Source organism: Pontibacillus yanchengensis (assembly GCF_009856295.1).
In the GTDB taxonomy this organism is placed as follows: domain Bacteria; phylum Bacillota; class Bacilli; order Bacillales; family BH030062; genus Pontibacillus; species Pontibacillus yanchengensis_A.
On the sequence record NZ_WMEU01000002.1, the window covers coordinates 19,260 to 42,433 of the forward strand.

The 23,174-nt window shown below is 36.9% G+C and carries 20 protein-coding genes; 15 read left to right on the forward strand and 5 right to left on the reverse strand.

From position 1 onward, the window contains the following. Positions 1–150 precede the first annotated feature (150 nt). Positions 151–993: a YtnP family quorum-quenching lactonase gene (locus tag GLW08_RS07305; RefSeq protein WP_160847956.1), complete on the forward strand. Its 843-nt coding sequence runs from the start codon at positions 151–153 to the stop codon at positions 991–993. 61 nt (positions 994–1,054) lie between these two features. Here the strand turns inward: GLW08_RS07305 and GLW08_RS07310 are convergent, their stop codons facing one another. Further along, positions 1,055–1,369, reverse strand: coding sequence for a PepSY domain-containing protein (locus GLW08_RS07310; RefSeq protein ID WP_160847957.1), 315 nt, complete (start codon positions 1,367–1,369; stop codon positions 1,055–1,057). A 143-nt stretch (positions 1,370–1,512) separates the two neighbouring features. Here GLW08_RS07310 and GLW08_RS07315 point away from each other — a divergent pair, with 143 nt between their 5' ends. Continuing rightward, complete coding sequence (locus tag GLW08_RS07315) at positions 1,513–2,580, forward strand: M42 family metallopeptidase (protein WP_160847958.1); 1,068 nt, start codon at positions 1,513–1,515, stop codon at positions 2,578–2,580. An 84-nt stretch (positions 2,581–2,664) separates the two neighbouring features. Next, positions 2,665–3,183, forward strand: a complete 519-nt coding sequence (locus tag GLW08_RS07320) for a DUF84 family protein (protein ID WP_160847959.1) — start codon at positions 2,665–2,667, stop codon at positions 3,181–3,183. Positions 3,184–3,459: 276 nt separating this feature from the next. On the opposite strand, the gene GLW08_RS07325 is transcribed toward GLW08_RS07320, so the two are convergent. Continuing rightward, complete coding sequence (locus tag GLW08_RS07325) at positions 3,460–3,900, reverse strand: YtoQ family protein (RefSeq protein ID WP_160847960.1); 441 nt, start codon at positions 3,898–3,900, stop codon at positions 3,460–3,462. A gap of 191 nt (positions 3,901–4,091) precedes the next feature. On the opposite strand from GLW08_RS07325, the gene GLW08_RS07330 reads away from it, so the two are divergent. After that, positions 4,092–4,634, forward strand: coding sequence for a hypothetical protein (locus GLW08_RS07330; RefSeq protein ID WP_160847961.1), 543 nt, complete (start codon positions 4,092–4,094; stop codon positions 4,632–4,634). Between the two features lie 75 nt (positions 4,635–4,709). Here GLW08_RS07330 and GLW08_RS07335 read toward each other — a convergent pair whose 3' ends face one another. Beyond that, positions 4,710–6,860: a methyl-accepting chemotaxis protein gene (locus GLW08_RS07335; protein WP_160847962.1), complete on the reverse strand. Its 2,151-nt coding sequence runs from the start codon at positions 6,858–6,860 to the stop codon at positions 4,710–4,712. A 281-nt stretch (positions 6,861–7,141) separates the two neighbouring features. Between GLW08_RS07335 and GLW08_RS07340 the strand changes: the two genes are divergently transcribed. The 7 genes from GLW08_RS07340 to murC all read left to right on the forward strand — a co-directional run bounded on the left by GLW08_RS07340 (position 7,142) and on the right by murC (position 16,252). Beyond that, complete coding sequence (locus GLW08_RS07340; protein WP_160848483.1) at positions 7,142–8,167, forward strand: PTS sugar transporter subunit IIC; 1,026 nt, start codon at positions 7,142–7,144, stop codon at positions 8,165–8,167. A gap of 12 nt (positions 8,168–8,179) precedes the next feature. Then, entirely contained in the window at positions 8,180–8,500 is a 321-nt protein-coding gene (locus tag GLW08_RS07345; RefSeq protein ID WP_160847963.1) for a thioredoxin family protein, read from the forward strand. A gap of 317 nt (positions 8,501–8,817) precedes the next feature. Then, on the forward strand, positions 8,818–9,630 hold the full coding sequence (locus GLW08_RS07350) for a DUF1444 domain-containing protein (protein WP_160847964.1): 813 nt from the start codon (positions 8,818–8,820) through the stop codon (positions 9,628–9,630). A 21-nt stretch (positions 9,631–9,651) separates the two neighbouring features. Further along, the gene (gene ytpR / locus GLW08_RS07355) at positions 9,652–10,257 is read left to right on the forward strand and encodes a YtpR family tRNA-binding protein (RefSeq protein ID WP_160848484.1); all 606 of its coding nucleotides are present in this window, start codon (positions 9,652–9,654) and stop codon (positions 10,255–10,257) included. Positions 10,258–10,670: 413 nt separating this feature from the next. After that, a complete protein-coding gene (locus GLW08_RS07360; RefSeq protein ID WP_237458366.1) occupies positions 10,671–13,334 on the forward strand; it encodes a DNA translocase FtsK in 2,664 nt (887 codons plus the stop codon). Between the two features lie 95 nt (positions 13,335–13,429). Then, entirely contained in the window at positions 13,430–14,545 is a 1,116-nt protein-coding gene (locus GLW08_RS07365) for a nicotinate phosphoribosyltransferase (RefSeq protein ID WP_160847966.1), read from the forward strand. 417 nt (positions 14,546–14,962) lie between these two features. Next, positions 14,963–16,252, forward strand: coding sequence for a UDP-N-acetylmuramate--L-alanine ligase (gene murC, locus GLW08_RS07370; RefSeq protein ID WP_160847967.1), 1,290 nt, complete (start codon positions 14,963–14,965; stop codon positions 16,250–16,252). 354 nt (positions 16,253–16,606) lie between these two features. Here murC and GLW08_RS07375 read toward each other — a convergent pair whose 3' ends face one another. Further along, positions 16,607–17,728, reverse strand: coding sequence for an aminopeptidase (locus tag GLW08_RS07375; protein ID WP_160847968.1), 1,122 nt, complete (start codon positions 17,726–17,728; stop codon positions 16,607–16,609). 277 nt (positions 17,729–18,005) lie between these two features. Here GLW08_RS07375 and GLW08_RS07380 point away from each other — a divergent pair, with 277 nt between their 5' ends. The 3 genes from GLW08_RS07380 to ytxJ all read left to right on the forward strand — a co-directional run bounded on the left by GLW08_RS07380 (position 18,006) and on the right by ytxJ (position 19,396). Then, positions 18,006–18,440 (forward strand): DUF948 domain-containing protein, encoded by a 435-nt coding sequence (locus GLW08_RS07380; protein ID WP_160847969.1) that lies wholly within the window; start codon positions 18,006–18,008, stop codon positions 18,438–18,440. A 32-nt stretch (positions 18,441–18,472) separates the two neighbouring features. Next, positions 18,473–18,970: a YtxH domain-containing protein gene (locus GLW08_RS07385; protein WP_160847970.1), complete on the forward strand. Its 498-nt coding sequence runs from the start codon at positions 18,473–18,475 to the stop codon at positions 18,968–18,970. 99 nt (positions 18,971–19,069) lie between these two features. Continuing rightward, positions 19,070–19,396 carry a bacillithiol system redox-active protein YtxJ gene (gene ytxJ / locus GLW08_RS07390; protein ID WP_160847971.1) on the forward strand — a complete coding sequence of 109 codons (327 nt, stop codon included), beginning with the start codon at positions 19,070–19,072 and terminating at the stop codon, positions 19,394–19,396. A 370-nt stretch (positions 19,397–19,766) separates the two neighbouring features. On the opposite strand, the gene GLW08_RS07395 is transcribed toward ytxJ, so the two are convergent. Beyond that, a complete protein-coding gene (locus GLW08_RS07395; RefSeq protein WP_160847972.1) occupies positions 19,767–21,953 on the reverse strand; it encodes a cell division protein FtsA in 2,187 nt (728 codons plus the stop codon). Positions 21,954–22,066: 113 nt separating this feature from the next. Between GLW08_RS07395 and GLW08_RS07400 the strand changes: the two genes are divergently transcribed. Next, positions 22,067–23,122, forward strand: coding sequence for a bifunctional 3-deoxy-7-phosphoheptulonate synthase/chorismate mutase (locus tag GLW08_RS07400; protein WP_160847973.1), 1,056 nt, complete (start codon positions 22,067–22,069; stop codon positions 23,120–23,122). Positions 23,123–23,174 lie beyond the last annotated feature (52 nt).

The following is a 23,174-nucleotide window of genomic DNA, read 5'->3' on the forward strand; positions in this document are numbered from 1 at the left end:
AAAGATGTCGATTGAAAAGCCTTTGACCAACGCAGAGGCTTAATTATATGTTCACTTTCTTATGTAGAGAGGAAGTGCGGATTGATATCGCTTACAAGAAAACGCCTCCTGTGATACACTGAAATATATGTATGAAGGAGGAGAGAGGATATGGAAACCTTACAAGTTGGACGAGCCAAGTTAACATGGTTGAATGGGGGAGTCAATCATTTAGATGGAGGGGCAATGTTTGGAGTTGTGCCAAAACCCCTATGGAGCAAAAAATATCCGGTAAATGAAAAGAATCAAATTGAATTAAGAACAGATCCAATTTTGCTAGAAATAGATGGAGAAAAAATACTAATTGACTCTGGACTAGGTAACGATAAACTTACCGAGAAACAAATCAAAAATTTTGGTGTTGAGGAGCAGTCAAAAGTAGAATCGTCTTTGAATATATTAGGTTTTTCAACAGGCGAAATTGATCGTGTTCTGATGACACATCTACATTTTGATCATGCTTGTGGTCTAACGAAATGGGTGAATGGTGAATTAAAGCCAGCATTTGAAAATGCCACTATTTATACCTCTTCAACCGAATGGAATGAAATGAAACATCCTAACATCCGATCTGCAAATACGTATTGGGAAGACAATTGGAAACCCATTGTTGAACAGGTTGAAACATTTGAGGATGAAATGGAAATCGTCAATGGTTTACATATGGTTCATACTGGTGGCCATAGTGACGGCCATAGTGTGATTCGGTTTGAACAGGACGAAGAAGTATTTATTCATATGGCGGATATCATGCCAACGAATGCTCACCAAAATGTCCTTTGGGTATTAGCTTATGATGATTTTCCTGTTACGTCCGTTCATCAAAAACAGGATTGGATGAAGTACGGCTATCAAAAAGAAGCATGGTACACGTTTTACCATGATGCGTACTATCGTGCTCTAAAGTTTAATGAACAAGGAGAAGTGCTTGATAAAGTAGAACGCCTTCGCTAATAAAATTGCGTAAGAATGTAGCATGCGGTTTTGCAAAAAAATCCGCACAGAGTGCGGATTTTTATGCTACAACACTTACATCAAGTACTGTACCAGTTACAGCGTCTACTAAAAATTCGTATTGCTTCGTTTCCCCATCAACAGACCGGGAAACACCACCACGATAAATCGTGTAAGGCATGTCATCTTTGGAAAGCTCTTCTGTTTTCATATGAATCCATGAACCACTTATAGGTCCTTGACGCTTAAAAGACTCTTTAGCTAGTTTTAATGCCTTTTCTGGAGATAATTGCTTATGATCATTGACTTGTTTTGCGACAGCGTAGCCAACTATTGCTCCAGCAGCAACTGTAGCGACTGATTTTTTCCAATTCATTTGTTACACCTCTCTGTTCAGTACTATAACCTTAGTATATCTAAAATCATCCAAAATAGAAAATAAAAACATATATCGGTGAATGGTTTCTGAATATTCGATAATATAGAATCAATTATTACATAGAGATTGGGGATTTTTATATGAAACAAGATACATTAAATCTATTTCAAACATTAACTGAGTTACAAGGAGCTCCTGGTAATGAACATGCTGTACGTAAATTTATGAAAAGTGAATTAGAACAATACTCAGATGAAGTTATTCAGGATAATTTAGGAGGAGTATTTGGAGTGAAAAAAGGTCAAGGCCCTAAAGTGATGGTGGCTGGTCATATGGATGAAGTAGGTTTCATGGTGACGCAAATCACTAAAAATGGTATGATTCGATTTCAACCATTAGGAGGTTGGTGGAGTCAGGTATTACTTGCTCAACGTGTGCAAGTAATGACAGATCACGGACCTGTAATTGGGGTCATCGGATCAATTCCTCCACATAATTTAACCCCCGAACAGCGCCAAAAACCAATGGAAATGAAGAATATGATGATTGATATAGGTGCTGATGATCGAGAAGATGCTAAACAGATTGGGATAAAACCAGGCCAACAAATTGTACCAATTTGTCCTTTCACACCAATGGCAAATGAAAAGAAAATATTGGCTAAAGCATGGGATAATCGTTACGGTTGTGGCCTCTCCATTGAGCTTTTGAAAGAACTTCAAAATGTAAGTCTACCAAATGAACTGTATTCTGGCGCTACGGTACAAGAAGAAGTAGGGTTGCGTGGTGCGCAAACAGCTGCTAATATGATTCAACCTGATATTTTTTATGCACTTGATGCATCACCAGCAAACGATATGTCTGGAGATGAAAAAGAGTTTGGGCAGTTAGGTAAGGGAGCTCTATTACGAATATTTGATAAGACAATGGTGACTCATAAAGGAATTCGTGAATTTATCTTGGATACTGCGGAAACGAATGATATCCCCTATCAGTACTTCATTTCTCAAGGTGGTACCGATGCTGGTAGGGTTCACGTTTCTAATGAAGGTGTTCCTTCAGCGGTAGTTGGTATTTGTTCAAGGTATATCCATACCTCTGCATCAATGATTCATATCGATGATTACGCAGCGGCCAAGGAATTAATTACAAAATTAGTAAAAACAACAGATCAAAACGTTGTTGATCAAATTAAACAAAATGGATAATTGTAAGGATGGGGTTGCTCACTAATAATGTGAAGCAACCTTCCTTCATTCCAAATGAGTTATGGTCCTAGAAAGGATGAAACGATGAAAATTGTAGTAGGTTCTACAAATCCATCAAAAGTAAATGCAGTAAAAAACAATTTCGTAGATGCTGATATTGTAGGGATTGAAGTTGGATCAAAAGTGTCTTCACAACCCTATTCTGATGAGGAAACGTTTGAAGGAGCCATTAATCGAGCACGCGAATGTGCAAACAGCACCAAGGGGTGTCTTGGAATTGGTCTTGAAGGTGGAGTTATGGAACTAGAGAATGAACTGTACCTTTGCAATTGGGGAGCTCTTGTTGATGAAAAAGAGAACACATTTACTGCGAGTGGAGCTCGAATCCCCCTACCTGAAGAAGTTGCTAATGAACTTCAAAAAGGAAAAGAGTTAGGTGATGTAATGGATAAATTTGCACAACGATCTGGTGTTAGTCTAAATGAAGGAGCAATTGGTGTTTTCACTAACGAAGTGGTGAACCGAACTGAAATGTTTGATCATGTGGTTAAATTATTAAAAGGCCAATACGAATTCTATTACAAGGCTAAGGGCATTCAGTAGTTTATCGAATATTACAAGATATTATATTTCACACTTAATTTCTTATACAAAACGCATGCGAATAGGACATTCGCATGCGTTTTGTGATGGTAAAGGGAGTTGAAATAAAACATAAAAAACTGCGTCCATTTATGCTGAATTATATTAATAATTACAATAAAAAAAGGACGTAATACATAACCATTCTACGTTTTCATAACAAGCTCGGCGGTGAAAAGGATTAAACAACTTTGAGCTTTTATTGTGCTACGATAATGATTCTTTGAATATTAATTGTCACTCATATATATATCCAAGTGCTTGTATTGCTTGGTCAATGTTTTCTACTGTAACGGTAGATTTGTTTGATAGTTCTTTTAATGGGTGGTGAAGAGATTTAGGTCGAATGATGATGGTAGGTTTATTCATGGTCTGTGCTGCGCTCAAGTCCATGGCTGTGTTCCATTGCTTATACTTTTCACCAAAAAGTGCAATAACAAGGTCAGATTTATTCATCAATACTTGAGTACGAAGGTTATTCATACTTGAAGCAGCATCATCACGGTACACATTTCCAGGTTGCTCTCCTAATATGTCTTCACCTATTGAGTCTGAGCGGTCATGTACCTCTTGAGGTCCGACAAAGTCAACATTAAGATTTTTTTGCTGTGCTTTTTCCTTTACTTCATCGCGCCAAGCATCATGAATCTGTCCAGCTAAATAAACAATTAATTTCATTATCAATATCCCCCTTAAGCTTTTATTGGTAGTGGTAATAAGCTTATTTGTCTAATAATATCACAAAATTTTTGCAAAATGGGAAATCAATTCTAGTCAGTCTACTCCTTGTCAAATTGTATATCCATAGTATGATATGGTTAGGTACTTTAAGTATGACTTCATCGTCTAATGGCAAGGAGAGAGTCAATGTGAAAGAATTTAGACCAAAATGGTTATTATTAGGTTTAATCGGTATAGGAGTGCTCATCCTTATTCTAATGACAGTGTTTGGTTTTTTTATCTCTGAAGAGAAGGCAGTGAAAAAAGCAACATCTATGGCGAAGCAGGAATTTGAGAGAGAGGACATTTCCATTAATCATGAACTGGAAGACATCTCCCTTTACTTACCTGAAAGGATGGAAATTTTATCTAATGAAGCAAATAATTTATTGCTTCAAGAAGATGAGCAAAAGTATATTCTATTTTATAACACATTTGAGAAACCAACAAATGACACCTTTTATACTTCTGCAAAGCAAGCGGACGACATCCTACATATTGAATCCTTTGAGAATGAGGAACGATTTGGTTACATACGTGTTCTATCAATTGAAGAGGATATGTTTGAGCTTCAGGTAGGAGTAGGTGGCGTTAAGATGACGACAGAAACAACAAAGCGAGCGATGGAAGACGATGCAAGAAATATGATGAAGATTGTTCGATCAATTGGATTTAAAGCGTCAAATGAATAGAATAGAAGCCTTAAAGAATAAAGAACGGAAAACTCACGTAGCCAGGGAGTTTTCCGTTCTTTTTGTGTGAGTTATTTACTGTCTTCTTGATGATAGATGCTCTGGATTAGACTCTAAAGTTTCATATACTTCTTCATAAGTACTTGCAACTTTCTCAGGTTCCATTTCTTGATTTTCTTCTTTGTAAGAAAGTTCATCATTATTCCCATCTTTTATCATAGATTTCTCATGTAATTTTATGTCAGTTCTTTCTCCTAAAGTGAATTGACTAACTTCACTATCTAGGTCTTGTGATAGGTTTTGAAGCTCTAGCGCAGATTGATTAACCTGCTCAATTGCTTGAGTTTGATTTTCTGACGAGGCTGCGACTTCTTCAGATGTAGCTACAGACTCTTCAGAAATAACACTAATCTCTTGCAGTTTACTCTTCAGTTCCTGATTAAAGCCACCAACATCTCCTAAAGCATGTTTGACTCCTTCAATTTTGGTGTTCATATTCGTGACCTTCTCGGCTATACGATTAAATGCTTCTTTCGTTTGATGAACAGATTCAGATTGATTCTCTTGGAAAGTTTGAAATTTCTCAGCTTCTTTTGACAATGAATTCATTTGTTCAGACATACCATTTACAAGGTTATAAATCTCTTGTGCCTCTTGTTTTGAACGTTCCGCTAATTTTCGTACTTCATCTGCTACTACAGCAAAACCTTTACCAGCCTCACCCGCACGTGCTGATTCAATAGCAGCATTTAGAGCAAGTAAATTTGTGCTATCGGCAATTTCTTGAATAGTCGAGACAATATGATTGATTTTTCTAGATTGTTCTGTTGCTTCTTGTACTTCGCTTGTTAAATGAGAAGAAAGAGTAATAAAAGAATCGGATGTTTGCTCAAGGCGACTCATTGTATCTAAACCAGCTTTTCCATCCTCTTCAGCCGCATATAAGGCATTGGTAATTTCCTGTGAAGAGTGGTTTGTCTTATTTATTGCTTCCGTAACTTTTTCGATTAAATGTGTACTCTCTTCAATTTGACCGGCTTGTTCTTGAGATCCTACGGCTACCTGATTGATTGCTGTACTAACTTCTTGAGCTTGAGCAGTTGTTTGTTGCGAAACGGCTGCAAGGTTAGATGATGAGGATGATAGAACATTGGAAGCTTCTGAAACTTTTAGCAAGGAATGCTGCATTTTATCTGCCATTTGATTAAACGTTTTTGCAAGCTCTGCCATTTCATCTTTAGTATGTAATTCAACTCGATAAGATAGGTTTCCGTTTCCGATAACCTCGGCACCGTCCCGTAGTGTTTTAATAGACCTACTTATGGATCGGATTAATAATATGCCTGTGATCAACGTAATAGAAATCGCTATAACACTTACCACAATAAGAATCGTATTCATTCGTTCTTGAGCAGAGGATTGAGCCTCCACTAAATTTGACTGTATTTGAGTTGAGTTTGCCATTACCTCATCAACTTTTGCGTTAACAGTAGCAGCAATTTTTGAAAACTTATCCGTAATACCTTGTGCCTGTGTTTTTGTACTTGTTATCGATTTTAAGGTTTGTTCATACTTTAAAAATTGAGTACTGATATTACTTAAGTCTTTTTCTGAGAGGTTCGTAGTCTCAGCAACACTTTGAAATGTTGAGGCAGCGGCTTGAAAGGATTGAAGATCTTTATCATTACCTGAATCTAAGTATGATTGTTCCGCCATTTTTAAATCGACAAACGCATTGCTAAGAGCTGAGTTATTCCCTTTTTTAACTAATTCATAGAAAGATTGGGAGGAAGTTTCAATGTTTTTATACATGCCTTCCGCTTTGCTAAAACCAATTAGACTATACATATTAATTAGTGCTGGTAATTGCTCTTTATACTGTTGAGCACTTTCTTTAATTTCGGTAAATGTACTAGCTATTTCTGGGTATTCTTTGTTTGATGTTGCAAATGTTGAAGCTTTATCAATTACTTTTTGAATAGACGCTGTCATGGCTTGCCCATTTTCCTTAGAAGGATTGTTGAAAAAGGCCAGTTCTTTATTCTTTGCTTGTGCCATGGCATAATTCACTTGTTCACTTTGAGATTGAATTTGTTGTACTTTTTCTTGTTCGTTGGCCATCTGTTGTTGTTCTTGAAAGAAATAAAATGAGAACCCGATAAGAATCAGTAAACTAATTAAGGATAAAAGTAAAATGAGTCGAACTCTATTTCGGATGGATCTCAAGATGTAGCCCCCTTTTTGACAAAATTATTTAAAAATTGCTAATTTATCTAATTATTATAGAACTAATAGGTCAGAATTACAATTGTATTAGAGTATTCTGTAGTAGTTTAGACTTAATCCGACATCATGCATCACTCCTATTATATATTTCGGGAATTTCTTATGATTCTGAATGCGTTTTCTGAAATTAATTGTTTTTAAAGATGCATTGCGTTAGGATAAAATCAACATATCCGCTTTATTATAGTAGAAGGAAAGGAGGTAAAACCATGAAAGAAAAAATAGGAGGATTTTTAGACAAAAAAGGTGTCACTCTATCACCAAAAACTTATTTCATTACTGCTTTAAGCTATATGGCCTTAGGACTTTTTTCATCATTAATTATTGGGCTAATTATTAAAACAGTAGGAGATGAATTAGGGGTTACTCCTTTTGTGGAGATGGGTGAATTTGCAATGGACGCTAATATTTGGGGCGGAGCCATTGGGGTAGCGATTGCATATGGCTTGAATGCCCCACCATTAGTCATTTTTGCAGCATTATTCAGTGGTGCTTTTAGCGCTTCTGTTGGCGGAGGACCCGCGGGAAGTTACATAGCAGCTTTGCTTTCAATAGAAGTAGGAAAACTAATTAGCAAGGAAACAAAACTAGATATTTTATTAACTCCATTTGTGACGATTGTTGTTGGTTATATCGTAGGCGTGACAATCAGTCCGCCTGTAAACGCATTTATGATTGGATTTGGTGATGTCATCATATGGGCTACAGATCAGCGACCATTTATTATGGGGATTATTGTTGCAATATTAATGGGTTGGGCGTTAACAGCTCCTATCTCAAGCTTAGCGATAGCTATCATGATTGATTTAGATGGAATTGCAGCTGGGGCAGCTACCGTTGGATGTGCTGCACAAATGATCGGATTTGCGGTGATGAGTTTTCGAGAAAATGGATTTGGAGGTTTACTGGCTCAAGGAGTTGGCACATCCATGCTTCAAGTTGCCAATGTGGTTAAGAAGCCAATAGTTATCCTTCCACCTACCATTGCAGCTGCAATTCTAGCTCCTTTTGCAACATTGGGATGGCTAGGTGTTCCAATGATTAATAACGCATCAGGTTCAGGGATGGGCACGAGTGGCTTTGTTGGTCAAATTATGACAATACAAGTAATGGGTGTTTCCTGGGAAATAATCATTTCAGTACTTGTGTTGCACATTATTGGTCCTGCTATCCTCACTTTGATAGTATCGGAATGGTTCCGAAAGAAACAATGGATTCTATATGGTGATTTGAAGATTGATTACTAAGGAGGAAATATCATGAGAAAGTTAAAATCAATAGAAGAATATCAAAATATTATTCAACAAGGAAAGAATGTATTGCTCTTTTCAGCAGACTGGTGTCCAGATTGTAGAGTAATTGAACATTTTCTACCTGAATTAGAAGAGACTTATAGTGAATACCAGTTCATATATGTCGACCGAGATGAATTTTTATCATTATGCGGTGATTTAGGTGTGTTTGGTATTCCTAGTTTTGTTGCTTTTCAGAATGGGGAAGAAATAGGACGATTTGTTAGTAAGGACCGTAAATCAAAAGAACAAATTGAGGAATTTATGGATGGGCTTACTACGTCATAACAATATAAAATCGTGACCCCCTCTTTATAAGAGCCTGTGCCATGCTCAGGTTCTTTTTATAATTAGGAAAAATATTTGCTTGTGTATAAATTTTACATTATAAAAGCCACGTTCAGCTGCACCACCACCGCCCAGAATACTTCCCTGTTTCCTTATCTCCTACGGGATCAGGTGAAGTTTTAGACTAAATTATGTCGGATAGTCCGCAGCCCTTACCCCGCTAAACGAGCGCGCCTTGGGCTTTTGTTCTGTGTGATGATTCGTGCTAAAATAAACAAAGTGATTGTCTCCTTCAATCCGTAAAGGAGGAAAATGAAATGAAGATGACAAGTATTAAGATGAAAAAACTAATTGAAGAACGTCTGAATAATCCTGAATGGCGTACTTCCTTTAACCGAGATAATAATGTGTTGCGTATAGAATGGAAAGACACAAAGCAAGGAATAGAAATATCTTTACCAGGAGTGGTTTCAAAGTACGAACAGAAACAGGATAAAGCGTTAGATGATTTAGAAGAGCACATCAAAGAAGCTCTAAAAATTATGAATGAAACACAAACGCTTGTTGGTAAGGAAAAGAGTATATTCCCTGTAATACGTGCTACGTCCTTTCCGACTGAATCAAATGAAGGGAACACATTAGTCTATGATGAACATACAGCTGAAACAAGAACGTACTATGCACTCGATTTAGGTAAGTCTTATCGTCTTATAGATGAGAAAATGCTTCAAGAAGAAGGCTTAGAAACCGAACGACTTCGTGAAATAGCCAGATTTAATGTGCGTTCCTTACGGGCAGATATGAAGCAAGATGATGTTGCAGGCAATACATTTTACTTTGTGTCATCTAATGATGGTTACGATGCATCCAGAATTTTAAATGAAGCATTACTAGAGGAAATGAAGGCGAAAAGTATTGGAGAGCTTGCGGTTGCTGTACCACATGGTGATGTATGTATCTTTGCAGATATTCAAAATGCAGAAGGCTATGATATTTTAGCTCAGATGACAATGAAATTCTTTGCTGAAGGGCGAATTCCAATCACTTCGTTACCATTTCTTTACGATGATAAAACATTGGAACCAATCTTTATTTTGGCCAAAAACAAACCGAAAGATAATGAAAACTAGGAGAAGAAGGGACGTTAAATGATGCAAGTTTATTATAACCGTAAAGGTTTGGGAGATGTATTAATCATTCCTTTGAAACAAGGGGAAGATCGTAATGAAGTTGAATACACTAAACATGGAGATGTTGTGAAAATCACCGACAAGGAGGGGGCGATATTAGGTTATAATGTATTTAGAGCATCTGAATACATTAACTTCTCAGAGAAAGGTGCCATTACACTAACGGAAGAGCTTGTATCTTCAATTGAAAACCTATTTGAGCGTAATGGTCTACAAGATAGTCTGAATGTCGATCTATCACCAAAGTTTGTTGTCGGCTTTGTTAGTGAAAAGACACAGCACGAAAATGCAGATAAACTAAGTGTATGTAAGGTTGATGTTGGGGATGAGAAACTCCAAATTGTCTGCGGTGCTCCTAATGTGGACCAAGGTCAAAAAGTTGTCGTTGCCAAGGTTGGTGCAGTAATGCCAAGTGGAATGGAAATTAAGGATACGGAATTACGTGGTGTCCCTTCAAGTGGCATGATTTGCTCAGCAAAGGAATTGGGCCTTCCCGATGCTCCGAAAGAGAAAGGAATTTTAGTATTAGAAGATTCCTACGAAATTGGACAGCCTTTTGAGCAATAGATGTATGACGTTCGTTTAAAGTTAACTACACTATATTAGAAATGGTATGTGATAAGACCACATACAAGAGGGGCAGTCAAAATTGGAGGACAGCCCCTTTTTAATGTAAATAAATTATAGTTCTAGCGAGCGCCCAGCGACTAGTATGCTTCTCTCGCCTCCGTACGATAAGTTAGCATCGAACCAACCTACGTCGTATAGGCCGCAGCACCTACGTAGCTAACCGGGAGATTGCGCTTTTGTTCTTGGGTTAGGGGATTTATGCTTTAATTCCTATTTATTTTGAGCTTTTCAAACAAATAAACATACAGATTAGCCATTATTGCCCCTCCCCACTAGAGCATGAAACCTGTTAAAATAGTAATATTAAGACTAATTTTTTATAGAAAGAGTGAGAGCCGATGTGGGATCGGATGAAAAAATGGATACATCAAATGCGAGAGCAAGAGGAAGATTGGGACGAGCAGGAACAAAATCAGCCCTCCCCACAAACGCAAGGTCAATCCCGAAATCAATCAAATAGTGATATAAAAACAAAAATGTATTACCAATACCCATCACAAGGATCTTTTAAATTTCCAGTCATCCCTGATGATCAGCAAAGAAAACAACAACATAATAGACAGAAGCAAAACAATCATGTTTTAGATCAAAAGTCAGATGGAAGGTCGAATAGTTATACAAGTCAATCTTCCAATAGTTATTCAAGTACCAAAAAAGACAGTTATACGTGGTCATCCAAGGAAAGTACTAACTATTCTTCTAAAAGTGTAAAAGAAGATATTCAACCAAGTACGTTTACACCAAGCGAAGTGCCTTCCCCAATTTATGGATTTGGTAAGCGAGAAGGACAAATTATGGAGACTGATATTGATGAGGTGCCGGCATATTTTCGGAAAGCAAGTCAACATGAAGAAGATTTAACTAAACCTGATTCCATTACTACGAATGTGAATTTAGATCATTCAGAGGTATTTCAAGACTTTGAGGAATCTGAGGATTTTCAAGAAGAAGCGAATGATAATGTCGTAAGTTTATTTGAATCCTCTCTTACAGAAGATGGCCAGGAAGATGATATTCAAAATGACGATCAATCGAATAATGAACAACATGATGAAGAACTGCATGAATCTTTTGTTTCTTTAAATGATAAGAATGATGATTATGTGAATCAGGAAGATGGGGTAGAGGATGACAGGAATTATGGTTCAAACGCTCTTACCTTAGACACCGATATTGATGAAGAGATCGAAGAAGCAGCTACCGAGATTGATAAAGACGAGCTGGAAGATACCAAAATTCTACAAGAGGAGGTCGAAAGTCAAGATACTCAACCAGAACATTATTCTGAGACTGAAGATGAAGTGGAAGAAGAAAAGGACTTTGTTGCAGTACAAGAAGAATCCGAAGCACGTCATTCTAGAAATGGCGTTCAGGAATCTGCCTCTAATGAATTAGAAAATAAAACTGTTGGAAAAACAGAAGTCGAACCAGCATCTAAAAAACATAAACGACCATTCAATGTTATTATGACACCTAGGGATAAACGGAATCGAGATCGACAACAATCTGCTGAAAAAGAAAGACAAAAAAAGACTGAAGAAACTGCTGCTCACTCAAAAGGTGAAGTAGAAAATGAACAACATGATCAGAGAAAAGATTCTACTCCACCTATGCATTTATTAAATGATTCCCCAAAAAAAAACGAAAATGATCAGGAATGGATCGAACAACAAAAAGAATTATTAGAAACGACCTTACGTCACTTCCATGTTAAAGCCAAAGTTGTTAATGCCATGAAAGGGCCCGCTGTAACAAGGTTTGAAGTACAGCCAGAACCTGGAGTGAAAGTGAGCAAAATTACTAACTTAAGCGATGACATTAAATTGAACATGGCTGCAAAGGATATACGTATGGAAGCACCTATACCAGGCAAGAATGCAATTGGTATTGAAGTACCAAACCCAGAATCTCAGGCTGTCGCATTACAAGAAATTTTAGAAAGCCCTGATTTCGTGGAGCATGAATCTCCATTATCTGTTGGTCTCGGATTGGATATAAGCGGCACACCTGTTGTGACAGATCTACGTAAAATGCCCCATGGGTTAATTGCTGGGGCTACAGGTTCAGGAAAGAGTGTATGTATCAATACGATTTTACTTAGCCTACTGTACAAATCTCATCATGAAGATGTTAAGTTCCTTTTAATAGACCCTAAAATGGTGGAACTTGCTCCTTATAATGATTTGCCACATCTGGTAGCCCCTGTTATTACGAATATTAAAGCAGCTACTTCAGCGTTGAAATGGGCCGTTAAAGAGATGGAATCTCGTTACGAAAAATTTGTAGCTGAAGGTGTTAGAGATATTGATCGATATAATGATAAGGTGAAAGCAAAAGGACGACCAGAAGATAAAATGTCCTATCTTGTCATTGTTATTGATGAGTTAGCAGATTTAATGATGATGTCCCCTCAAGACGTAGAAGATGCGATTTGTCGTATTGCACAAAAAGCAAGAGCATGTGGAATGCATTTATTACTTGCTACTCAACGTCCTTCTGTAGATGTCATCACTGGTCTTATTAAAGCCAATATCCCAACCCGTACAGCGTTTAGTGTATCGTCACAAATAGATTCTCGAACGATTTTAGATGCTGGCGGGGCTGAGAAATTACTCGGTAAAGGTGATATGCTGTTCTTAGAAAATGGTTCAGGGAAGACGCGACGAGTTCAAGGTGCATTTGTTTCAGACGATGAGATTGAGCGAGTTACCAACTATGTTAAGAAAATTGCTTCTCCTCAATATGAATTTGAGCAAGAAGAGTTAATTCAACAAATGGATTTCGAAGAAAGTGAAGATGACTTATTTGAAGAAGCAGTAGAATATGTGATTGAGCAAAATGGAGCAAGTGCTTCATTGATACAAAGAAGATTTAAAGTAGGATATAATCGTGCGGCTCGTTTAATTGATACAATGGAAGAAAAAGGCATTATATCTGAAGCAAAGGGTAGTAAACCTAGAGATGTATTTATGAATTGGGCTAGTTTTGAAGAAATGCGACAGAATAATGAGTAGAAATTCACGCATTTAACTTGTCGAATTCCAGATAATTTTATACTATAAGAAATTAGTAAAACTATGAGGAAACTCGATAAGGAGTTATCGTAAAAATGAAAGAAATCGAAAAGAAGATGAAGGGCGAAATTAAGCGGTTAACAAACCAAACCTTTAAGTTTGATCAGCGAATAGAAGAAGGATGGTTTTCAGCTGTTTACTTTTTAAAAACGAAAGAAATTGTTGAAGAGACACTACCAGATAACTACGTAACAATGCAATTTTTCCAAAAAGAAGAAGCAGTACTTTGTGGTTCGGATGAAGCAATTGCTCTCATTCATACATTTGCAGAACATCCAGAAGAATTAGAAGTTCATTCACTTAAAGATGGAGATCGCATTCGCCCTTTTGAAACTGTACTTACTATTTCAGGACCTTATCAGTATTTCGGCTATCTCGAAGGAATTATTGATGGGATTTTATCTCGTCGTACCTCAGTTTCTACTAATGTATATAACGTTGTAAAAGCTGCTCGTACTTCAGGTAAACAAAAGCCGATTATTTTTATGGGAGATCGTGATGATCATTACACCCAACAAGCTGGTGATGGATATGCGGCTTATATTGGAGGATCAACTGCTCAGGCAACCCACGCTATGAATGAATGGTGGGGGAAAGAAGGGATGGGGACAATGCCACATGCTCTCATCCAAATGTTCCAAGGGGACGTCGTAGCAGCTTCAAAAGCATATCACAAACAATACCCTAACGATGATTTAACGGCATTGGTTGACTATAATAACGATGTTATTACAGATTCATTAAAAGTAGCCAGAGAGTTTGGTAACGAGTTAAAAGGTGTTCGTGTTGATACGTCTAGAACGTTGGTAGATAAATACTTTCTTCGCAATCAGCATTTAATGGGAACCTTCGACCCTCGGGGAGTGAATTCTCAACTAATTTTTGCATTACGAAAAGCCTTAGATGCAGAAGGTTATAATCATGTGAAAATTGTTGTTAGTGGTGGGTTTACTGAAGATCGCATTAGAGAATTTGAAGAGCAAAAAGTACCTGTAGATATGTATGGTGTCGGAAGCAGCCTTTTAAAAATTAACACATCTTTTACAGGCGATAATGTGTTGTTAAATGGAATGTCCGAAGCTAAAGAAGGCAGGCGATATCGACCAAACCCACGTTTGGAGAGAGTAGAATATATTCCACAAAAAGGTTGACAAAATATGTCAACCTTTTTTGTGGAATAGCAAAATGTTGGCTTGTACAAAATCTAATTAGTCATTATTGCCACATGAAACCAAAGTCTCAAGAGGTATTCTTTATCATTGAGAAAATATCGGATATCATTTATCCTTATACAAGGATGATTGCTTTTAAAAAATAGTAGTGTCATTCTACATTAAACAATACTTACTTCTTTCTAAAGTATAGAAAGTAAAGTTTAATATGAAATAATCTTTAACTGAGCCTAAATATAAAGTTTTAAAGAGTTAATGGCTATGCGTTCACTCCCATGCAAGGGTTTGCTATAATGGACAAGTAGATAAGAGACAGTAAAGTTTAGGCGCAAGTTGAACTTGAATACATATACTATGATATAGAAATGACTGTATATTTGTGGAGGTTCTAACGATATGACAATTTACCATTTTGTTGGTATAAAAGGTACGGGAATGAGTGCGTTAGCCCAAATACTGCATGATGCAGGTGAACGCGTTCAGGGATCTGATGTGGAAAAACGTTTTTTTACTCAGGAAGCATTAGAAAATAAAGGAATAAAGATTCTCCCTTTTTCAAAAGAGAACTTAAATGAAGATTTAACTGTAATTGCTGGTAATGCATTTGGTGATGACCATGAAGAAATTAAAGCAGCTCAAGAGTTAGGGTTACCATTTTACCGCTATCATGAGTTTTTAGGAGAATGGTTAAAGCAGTACACTAGTATTGCGGTAACAGGTGCTCACGGAAAGACTTCAACTACTGGCTTACTAGCTCACGTTTTGAGTACTGTTAGGCCTAGTTCCTATTTAATTGGGGATGGTACTGGAAAAGGCCATGAAGATGGACAGTATTTTGTATTTGAAGCATGCGAATACAGAAGACACTTCCTTGCTTATGAACCAGATTATGCCATTATGACAAACATTGACTTTGATCATCCTGACTATTTCACAAGTATTGATGACGTTGTAAACGCATTTCAGGAAATGGCATCACAAGTTCAAAAAGGAATTATTGCATGTGGTGACGATGAGTTATTGCAACAAATTCAAGCTAAAGTTCCCGTTGTGTACTACGGATTCAACGATGGCAATGATTTTCAAGTACAAAATGTAGTTGAAGATGAAACAGGTACAACGTTTGATGTATTTGTCCGCAATACGTTCTATGATGAATTTCACATCCCGACATATGGAAGTCATAATGTGTTAAATGCATTAGGAGTAATAGCTCTGTGCCATTATGAGCAGATTCCATCAGATGAAATTAAACACATTGGTACATTTAAAGGTGTTAAACGACGTTTTACTGAGAAGCACTTCAACGATCAAATTTTAATTGACGATTATGCTCACCACCCAAAAGAAATTGAAGCTACTATTGAATCGGCAAAGAAAAAGTATCCTAACAAGCAAATTGTAGCTATCTTCCAACCTCATACGTTTACTAGAACTCGTATGTTTCTACAAGAATTTGCGGATAGCTTGCAAGATGCTGACGTAGTTTATTTATGTGATATCTTCGGTTCAGCACGTGAGGAATCTGGCAAGCTATCAATAAATGATTTACAAAGTAAAATTGATGGAGCTTATCTGTTGGATTTAAATGAAACAGTAGCCCTCCAACAATATAAAGACAGTGTTCTAATATTCATGGGTGCAGGAGATATTCAAAAGTTTCAAGAAGCATATGAAGCATTATAAATATAGGGATTAAACAGGAGCAACTTTCATTTGAAAGTTGCTCCTGTTTTTTATCGTCTAGGAAATTATAAAAATGTTGGCTTGTGTATAACTAAGCAAGTTATAGAGGCCACGTCCAGCTCCAGTGCCCAGCGACTAGTATTCTACTCTCTCCTCCTTACGTACGATAAGTTAACATTGAATCCTACGGAAATAGTGAATTTCTGGGATGATGGAGGTTCTAGAGTAATGGAGGTTCGATTAAAACCGCTCCATAACGCAGCAACATCAAACTGACCTACGTTCCTGTAGGCTGCAGTTATACGTTGCTAAACGGGCGCATGCGCTTTTGTTCCTTCACAATCGTATTGTGATTTAACTATTCTTTAAATATTCAGGGTTTAACTTTTCTAAATCTGGTGTAACAAAGCGTCCGTTTTTACGAATAAGGACGTTGTCAAAATAGATTTCCCCACCCCCATATTCAGGTCGTTGAATAGATACCATATCCCAATGAATAGCAGAATGGTTTCCATTTGGAGCTGTTTCGTAACTTTGTCCTGGCGTGAAGTGGAAACTCCCATCAATTTTCTCGTCGAATAGGATATCTTTCATTGGATGTTGGATATAAGGATTTAAGCCAATCGCAAATTCACCAATATATCGTGCTCCTTCATCTGTGTTAAAAATTTCATTTATTCGTTCTGTGTCATTAGCAGAAGCCTCTATTATCTTCCCATCTTTAAAGGTAAGTTCAACATCTTCGAATGTGTAGCCATTATAAGGAGATGGTGTGTTATAACGGAGGGTACCATTTACAGAATCGCGAACAGGTGCTGTATAGACTTCCCCATCAGGAATATTTAAATTTCCTGCACATTTCACTACAGGTATATCTTTTATGGAGAAAGAAAGGTCTGTGTTTGGTCCCTTAATATGAACTCGATCTGTCTTTTCCATTCGATTGGCTAAAGTATCCATAGCTTTATTCATATAATCATAATCTAGTGTACAAACATTGAAGTAGAAATCTTCAAATGCTTCTGTACTCATATTAGCTAATTGGGCCATGGAATCATTTGGATAGCGAAGGACACACCATTTTGTGCGAGGGACTCGCCAATCTCTATGAACTTTTTGACCTACAATTTGGTTATATTGTTTCATATTTTCAGAAGGGACATCAGCTAACTCAGAAATATTGTCACCTGACCGAATGGCTATATATGCATCCATTTGTTTCATTAAAGAGGCTTCATGTTCTGCCCAGATATGTAGTTGTTCTTCATTTGCTTGATACAATAAGGAACGAAAAACTTTTGGGTCTTTTAGTGAAACAAGAGGGGAAGCCTCTGCTTTATAAGCTTCCTCGATAAGAGCGGAAACTAATTCTTGTTGCAATCCGGTGTTTTCAATGAGAAGTTTCTCCCCCTTTTGCAAACTTACCGAGTAGTGAACAATCTGTTTTGCTAATTTCTGTATCCTAGGGTCACGCATACAAATTTCCTCCTATACTATATTAATCTTTATGATACAGAAAAAGAATTAAAAACTAAAGCGTGCGCGTACCTTTGCTGTGATTTAAGGGGGATGATTTCTACTTCCATATGAAAAAATATATTTTTAGGTAGAAAAAAATGATAAGTAGAAGGAGATTGATTAAAAAAGTCGAATAATAAAAGTTAAGGAATTATGATTTTAATGTTTTGTTTCACAGGAAGATGGGAAAAAACTTAATATGGGTAATACATATAGAAGGAGTTGAGCAGGGGGAATGATTATATTATTATACATTGCTGCATTAATATTTGCCCTAGCGTTTACAGTACTGGTGGTTTATTTAGCGAAAACTCTTAAAGCCGCTCAACGAACGTTGGACAATGTAGCTACAACCTTAGGTGGTTTGGAGCAACAAATGCAAGGGATAAGTGAGGAAACGACTTCTCTCTTACACAAGACAAATTATTTAGCGGAAGATATTAGTGAAAAAACACAGAAGCTAAATAGTCTGGTAGATGGAGTAAAAGGAATTGGAGATTCTATTAATGACTTCAATCATTCCTTACGCTCGATATCATCTAACTTAAGGCAGTCAGCCGAACATAATACAGATAATGCCGCTCAAGCCATGAAATGGGGGCAGGTCGGTATTAATCTATATAAAAAGTGGCAGAAAGAGAAGCCAGCCTCATCTTCAAGTAACAATTAATTTTAGATAGACAATTCTAAGGAGGAATACAAATGAGTAACCAAAACCAGAACCAAAACCAAAACCAAAACCAGAACCAAAACCAGAATCAAAACCAAACGGATAACATCAACAGTAAAGATTTCTTAATTGGCTCCCTAATTGGAAGTATGATTGGAGCGTCAATGGCAATATTATTTGCTCCTAAATCAGGAAAAGAAGTACGTGAAGATTTAAATCAAGGCGCTAATTATGTACGTGAACGTGCTGGAGAGTGGAAAGATGTTGCCTATGAAAAAGGAAATGAACTAGGTACACGTGCTAAAGAATCTTCTTCTCAGTTAAGTCAAAACGTATCTGTAAAATCACAAGAGTTTGGTGAAAAAGTTCGTAACAAAGTAGATGGTTTCAGAAGCACAAATGATGAAGCTGAAGAAGCTGCTGAAGAAGTAGCTCAGGCTATTGAAGAAGCTGCTGAAGAATTAGAAAGACAACAAGATCAAGAACAGCAAGAACAAGAAACTACTACATCTTCTACAACGAATTACTAAGTATATAACTTTGGGGAAAAGTTGTTGGTATGCTACATTAATACCAACAACTTTTTTTATACTATAGAAGAAGTTGCTACGTTGAAGGAGGAAAAATCCATGACCATCCAAAGTATTGAGCAAAAAGAAACATTTGAACAAGTGCTTGAACAGCACAACAAATTTCTATTGTTAAAGCATAGTCTTACTTGTCCTATTAGTGCAGATGCTGAAAATACTTTTAAACGGTACGATGAAGAGACGAATACCCCTCTTTATATCTTACCAATCCAACAGGCAAGAGAATTATCAAATTACATTGCCGAAGAGTTCGGTGTTAAACACCAATCTCCACAAGCATTATTATTTGAAAAAAAACAAGTGAAGTGGGACGCTTCCCATTGGAAAATCACAAACGATGCATTGAAAAAAGTGGATACAGAGTAAAGAGAATTATATTGAAAAACGCACATAATTCCTTAACGGAATCTTGTGCGTTTCTACTTTTATATAAATTTCACATGTAATGAACCACTGCATAGTAGATGAAAAGGTAAAGGTTAGAAAAGTCTTAGATTTAGTTAGAATAAAAGTGGCCGTGGAACAACTCGCGTCCTGCCAGCTCGCATGCAGGAAAGCGAGTTGCTTCATCGTAACCCCCTTACACTTTTTGGACACATCACCTTTTGAATATCTCGAACTAAAGTCTTCAAGATAATGGGGCTTAAACGGAATAAAAACCTAAAAGAAAGAAGTTGAATTTTATTAATCCAAGCTCTTTGATGTAAAGGAAGCGTGTTAATAGTTTATTTCCTTGTTAATCGCTATTTGAAGAATACCAGTGTAGTTCAAGTTCATCACCATATGTAAGTGAATCGAAAAACGTAGCTTCTTCACCATTTCTTAGAATTTTGAAGTTATGCCCTTTTGTATTATGAAGATTAATATCTACATATCTAAAGATATCTTGGAAAATAAATGGTTGAGCAACTGTCTCTTCTGAAGTTAATTTGTCATCAGGAAAAATCAAGTCATTAAGGAGTAGCGGCTCTCCATTTCTCCTTAAGGTTACTAATGGTTTGTGTAAATTGATAGTTTCTCTGTTAAACGTAACTTTAATCTCATAATGCGGGTCAAGGTTTAAATCTTTCATTACTTCCTCTACTGTAATAGGAGAGACAGGTGTTGTTGTGATATGGTCGCCATCCTCAATTGATGATTCAGGTGGAAACGCTATTCCGTTTTTTCTAAGCTTTTGCAAAGAGTACGGTAAATCATGTTCGATGTTATTTATACATATTCTGAATGGTCTAAGCATTGATAAGATGTTAGTCTGATTAATGGCGTAGAAAAAGTCACGAATCGTTTTTACATAGTGATATTCAATTGAATCATGATCTTGTACAACATACTCCAAAGGTACATGATTAGTATTAACTTTGATATCAGGAGAAATGATATAAGGAATGTCATTCCAAGAAATTTGAACAGATGGAAGGTCACCGATCAAATCTCGTATTGTGAATGTTGGTGACTGGCCATCAATTCCACGTTCAATAAGTAATTCATCACTATGTTGAATCGGATCTTGCAGCGAACATGATACTCCGTTCAAACGTAATGTAGGCTTGCTACCATGTTCACCAGGTAAGGTTATGTCTTTTCCATTTAAATGTACAATATAAGCTATACCTGGACGACCATAGAGGGAGTTCATTTCTATACCTGCTGCTAGCAAACAATCTCCAACCGTTAATGTTTTTAAATCGAACATACGCACCGTGCGATCATTAACTTGAACAGTAATATATTGAACAGGATTTTGCTTTGAAGCAATTGCTATTCCAATTGGCGTAACAAACGTAGGTCCCTCTGGTATGTTCTCAGACTTCTTTAGTTTAGGGATTGCATCGACTCCTCTGATGGCAACTCTGTTTTCTGGAAGGCCTAATTGTTTTGACAGTAGCTTTGGTAATTCTGGAGTAAGGCTCCCTCCTCCAACAAGCATAACGGCCTTTGGTGCTTTAGAGTTGAGAGAAATAATTTCTTCACGAATGGATTCACTAAGTCTTTTTATCACTGATTCAATGGATGAAACCATATCTTCATAAGAAACTTCTGTCTCCATCCCAAGAATATCTGTAATGGTTACATATTCTTGGGAGATGAGTTCTCTCTTAGCTTGTTCAGCTAAAGGAAAGTCGAGCAAATATTTATCACTAATCTCTTCTGTAATTTCATCTCCGGCAACAGGAACCATTCCATATGCCGTAACAGTACCTTGTTCTGTTATAGCAATATCGCTTGTTCCAGCTCCAATATCGACAAGAGCAACGTTTAATCTTCGCATAGACTCTGGTATAAGTACATTAATAGCAGCGATTGGTTCAAGAGTCAGTGCCTCCATTTCTAAGTTCGCTCTTTGTAATGCAGAAAGAAGGGATTCAACAACAACTTTCGGTAAAAAGGTAGCAATAATCTCAACAGATGCCTGATTACCTTGTTGATCAGCCAAAGAACCAATCTCATCCTCATCTAAGTAATAATGAAGAACTGAGTATCCTACACAATAATAATGGATGCTGTTGCTTGCCTCCTCCTCTCTCGCAAGTTCATATTGAGCTTGTTGAACAGCGCTTAATTCCATATGAGAAATATCATCTTGATTCATAAATGGATAACCCTGTATATTTGTTCTTATCTGGGTTCTTTTTGTTTTCAACGCTCGACCTGCAGCGGCTACACATACTTTATGTAATGGGCCATGAGTGGCTTCTAATTCTTCTTTAATAGACTGGATAATGGTAGATACAGATAATATATCATGTATTTGTCCATCTACCATTGACCGTTCCTCATGTTCTTTCGTTATAATATCAATTACATGATAAGAGTTTAACGACTCTTCGATAATGATTCCTACAACCGATCTTGTACCTATATCAAGTGCAAAAATACGCTCTTTCACACATACTCGATCCCTTCTGTCTTGAATTCTTATCATTTTTCTCAAAATCATCTGGTGACAAGTCAAATAAAGTTAGCTATAATGATGTCTAATTATTAAGAATTTATCATACTTTCTTAGTTCTATAAACAATATTGGAGGCGAGAGAATTGAGTAATGAAGAATTAGATAAGCTTAGACAAGATTTAGACGAGGTTAACCAAGAATTGTTAACATTAATTAACAAAAGAGCTCAGCTAGTACAAGATATTGGTGGTATTAAACAGCAACAAGGTATGAACCGCTTTGACCCTGTACGTGAGAGAGATATGCTCGATTCAATCACCCAAAATAATGATGGTCCATTCGAAAATTCCACGATCCAACATATCTTTAAAGAAATCTTTAAAGCAGGACTAGAATTACAGGAAGATGATCATCGAAAGGCATTACTTGTATCACGTAAGAAAAAACCTGAAGATACAGTTATTACCATTAAAGGTGAAACCATTGGTGATGGAAACCCTCACTTTATTATGGGGCCTTGTGCTGTAGAAAGCTACGATCAAGTTGCACAAGTAGCAGAAGCTGTTAAAGGAGAAGGCCTTAAATTATTAAGAGGTGGAGCATTTAAGCCTAGATCTTCACCGTATGATTTCCAAGGTTTAGGACTTGAAGGATTAAAGATTTTAAAGCAAGTAGCTGATGAATATGATTTAGCAGTAATTAGTGAAATAGTAAATCCAGCTGATATTGAAACAGCAGTCGATTATGTAGATGTGATTCAAATCGGAGCTCGTAACATGCAAAACTTTGAATTATTGAAAGCGGCAGGGCGAGTAAATAAGCCAGTCCTATTAAAACGAGGCATGTCTGCAACCATTTCTGAGTTTATTAATGCAGCAGAATATATTATTTCTCAAGGTAACGAGAATATTATTCTATGTGAACGCGGAATTCGTACGTATGAAAAGGCAACAAGAAATACGTTAGATATTTCTTCTGTACCAATCTTAAAACAAGAAACACACTTGCCTGTATTTGTAGACGTAACTCATTCAACTGGACGTCGTGATTTGTTACTTCCTACTGCTAAGGCAGCGATGGCTGTTGGAGCAGATGGTGTCATGGCTGAAGTACACCCAGATCCTGCTGTTGCTCTGTCTGATTCAGCGCAACAAATGGACATTGAGACGTTCAAGAAATTCATAAATGAGTTAAGATAGTTTAATCTTGATTTATAGAAGTAAATAGCCTATATTTAAGGATAGTACAGCA

Coding starts and splice junctions, on each gene's coding strand:
- GLW08_RS07305 (WP_160847956.1), top strand. CDS start 151: ATGGAAACCTTACAAGTTGGACGAGCCAAGTTAACATGGTTGAATGGG.
- GLW08_RS07310 (WP_160847957.1), bottom strand. CDS start 1,369: ATGAATTGGAAAAAATCAGTCGCTACAGTTGCTGCTGGAGCAATAGTT.
- GLW08_RS07315 (WP_160847958.1), top strand. CDS start 1,513: ATGAAACAAGATACATTAAATCTATTTCAAACATTAACTGAGTTACAA.
- GLW08_RS07320 (WP_160847959.1), top strand. CDS start 2,665: ATGAAAATTGTAGTAGGTTCTACAAATCCATCAAAAGTAAATGCAGTA.
- GLW08_RS07325 (WP_160847960.1), bottom strand. CDS start 3,900: ATGAAATTAATTGTTTATTTAGCTGGACAGATTCATGATGCTTGGCGC.
- GLW08_RS07345 (WP_160847963.1), top strand. CDS start 8,180: ATGAGAAAGTTAAAATCAATAGAAGAATATCAAAATATTATTCAACAA.
- GLW08_RS07350 (WP_160847964.1), top strand. CDS start 8,818: ATGAAGATGACAAGTATTAAGATGAAAAAACTAATTGAAGAACGTCTG.
- ytpR (WP_160848484.1), top strand. CDS start 9,652: ATGCAAGTTTATTATAACCGTAAAGGTTTGGGAGATGTATTAATCATT.
- GLW08_RS07360 (WP_237458366.1), top strand. CDS start 10,671: ATGAAAAAATGGATACATCAAATGCGAGAGCAAGAGGAAGATTGGGAC.
- GLW08_RS07365 (WP_160847966.1), top strand. CDS start 13,430: ATGAAAGAAATCGAAAAGAAGATGAAGGGCGAAATTAAGCGGTTAACA.
- murC (WP_160847967.1), top strand. CDS start 14,963: ATGACAATTTACCATTTTGTTGGTATAAAAGGTACGGGAATGAGTGCG.
- GLW08_RS07375 (WP_160847968.1), bottom strand. CDS start 17,728: ATGCGTGACCCTAGGATACAGAAATTAGCAAAACAGATTGTTCACTAC.
- GLW08_RS07380 (WP_160847969.1), top strand. CDS start 18,006: ATGATTATATTATTATACATTGCTGCATTAATATTTGCCCTAGCGTTT.
- GLW08_RS07385 (WP_160847970.1), top strand. CDS start 18,473: ATGAGTAACCAAAACCAGAACCAAAACCAAAACCAAAACCAGAACCAA.
- ytxJ (WP_160847971.1), top strand. CDS start 19,070: ATGACCATCCAAAGTATTGAGCAAAAAGAAACATTTGAACAAGTGCTT.
- GLW08_RS07395 (WP_160847972.1), bottom strand. CDS start 21,953: ATGATAAGAATTCAAGACAGAAGGGATCGAGTATGTGTGAAAGAGCGT.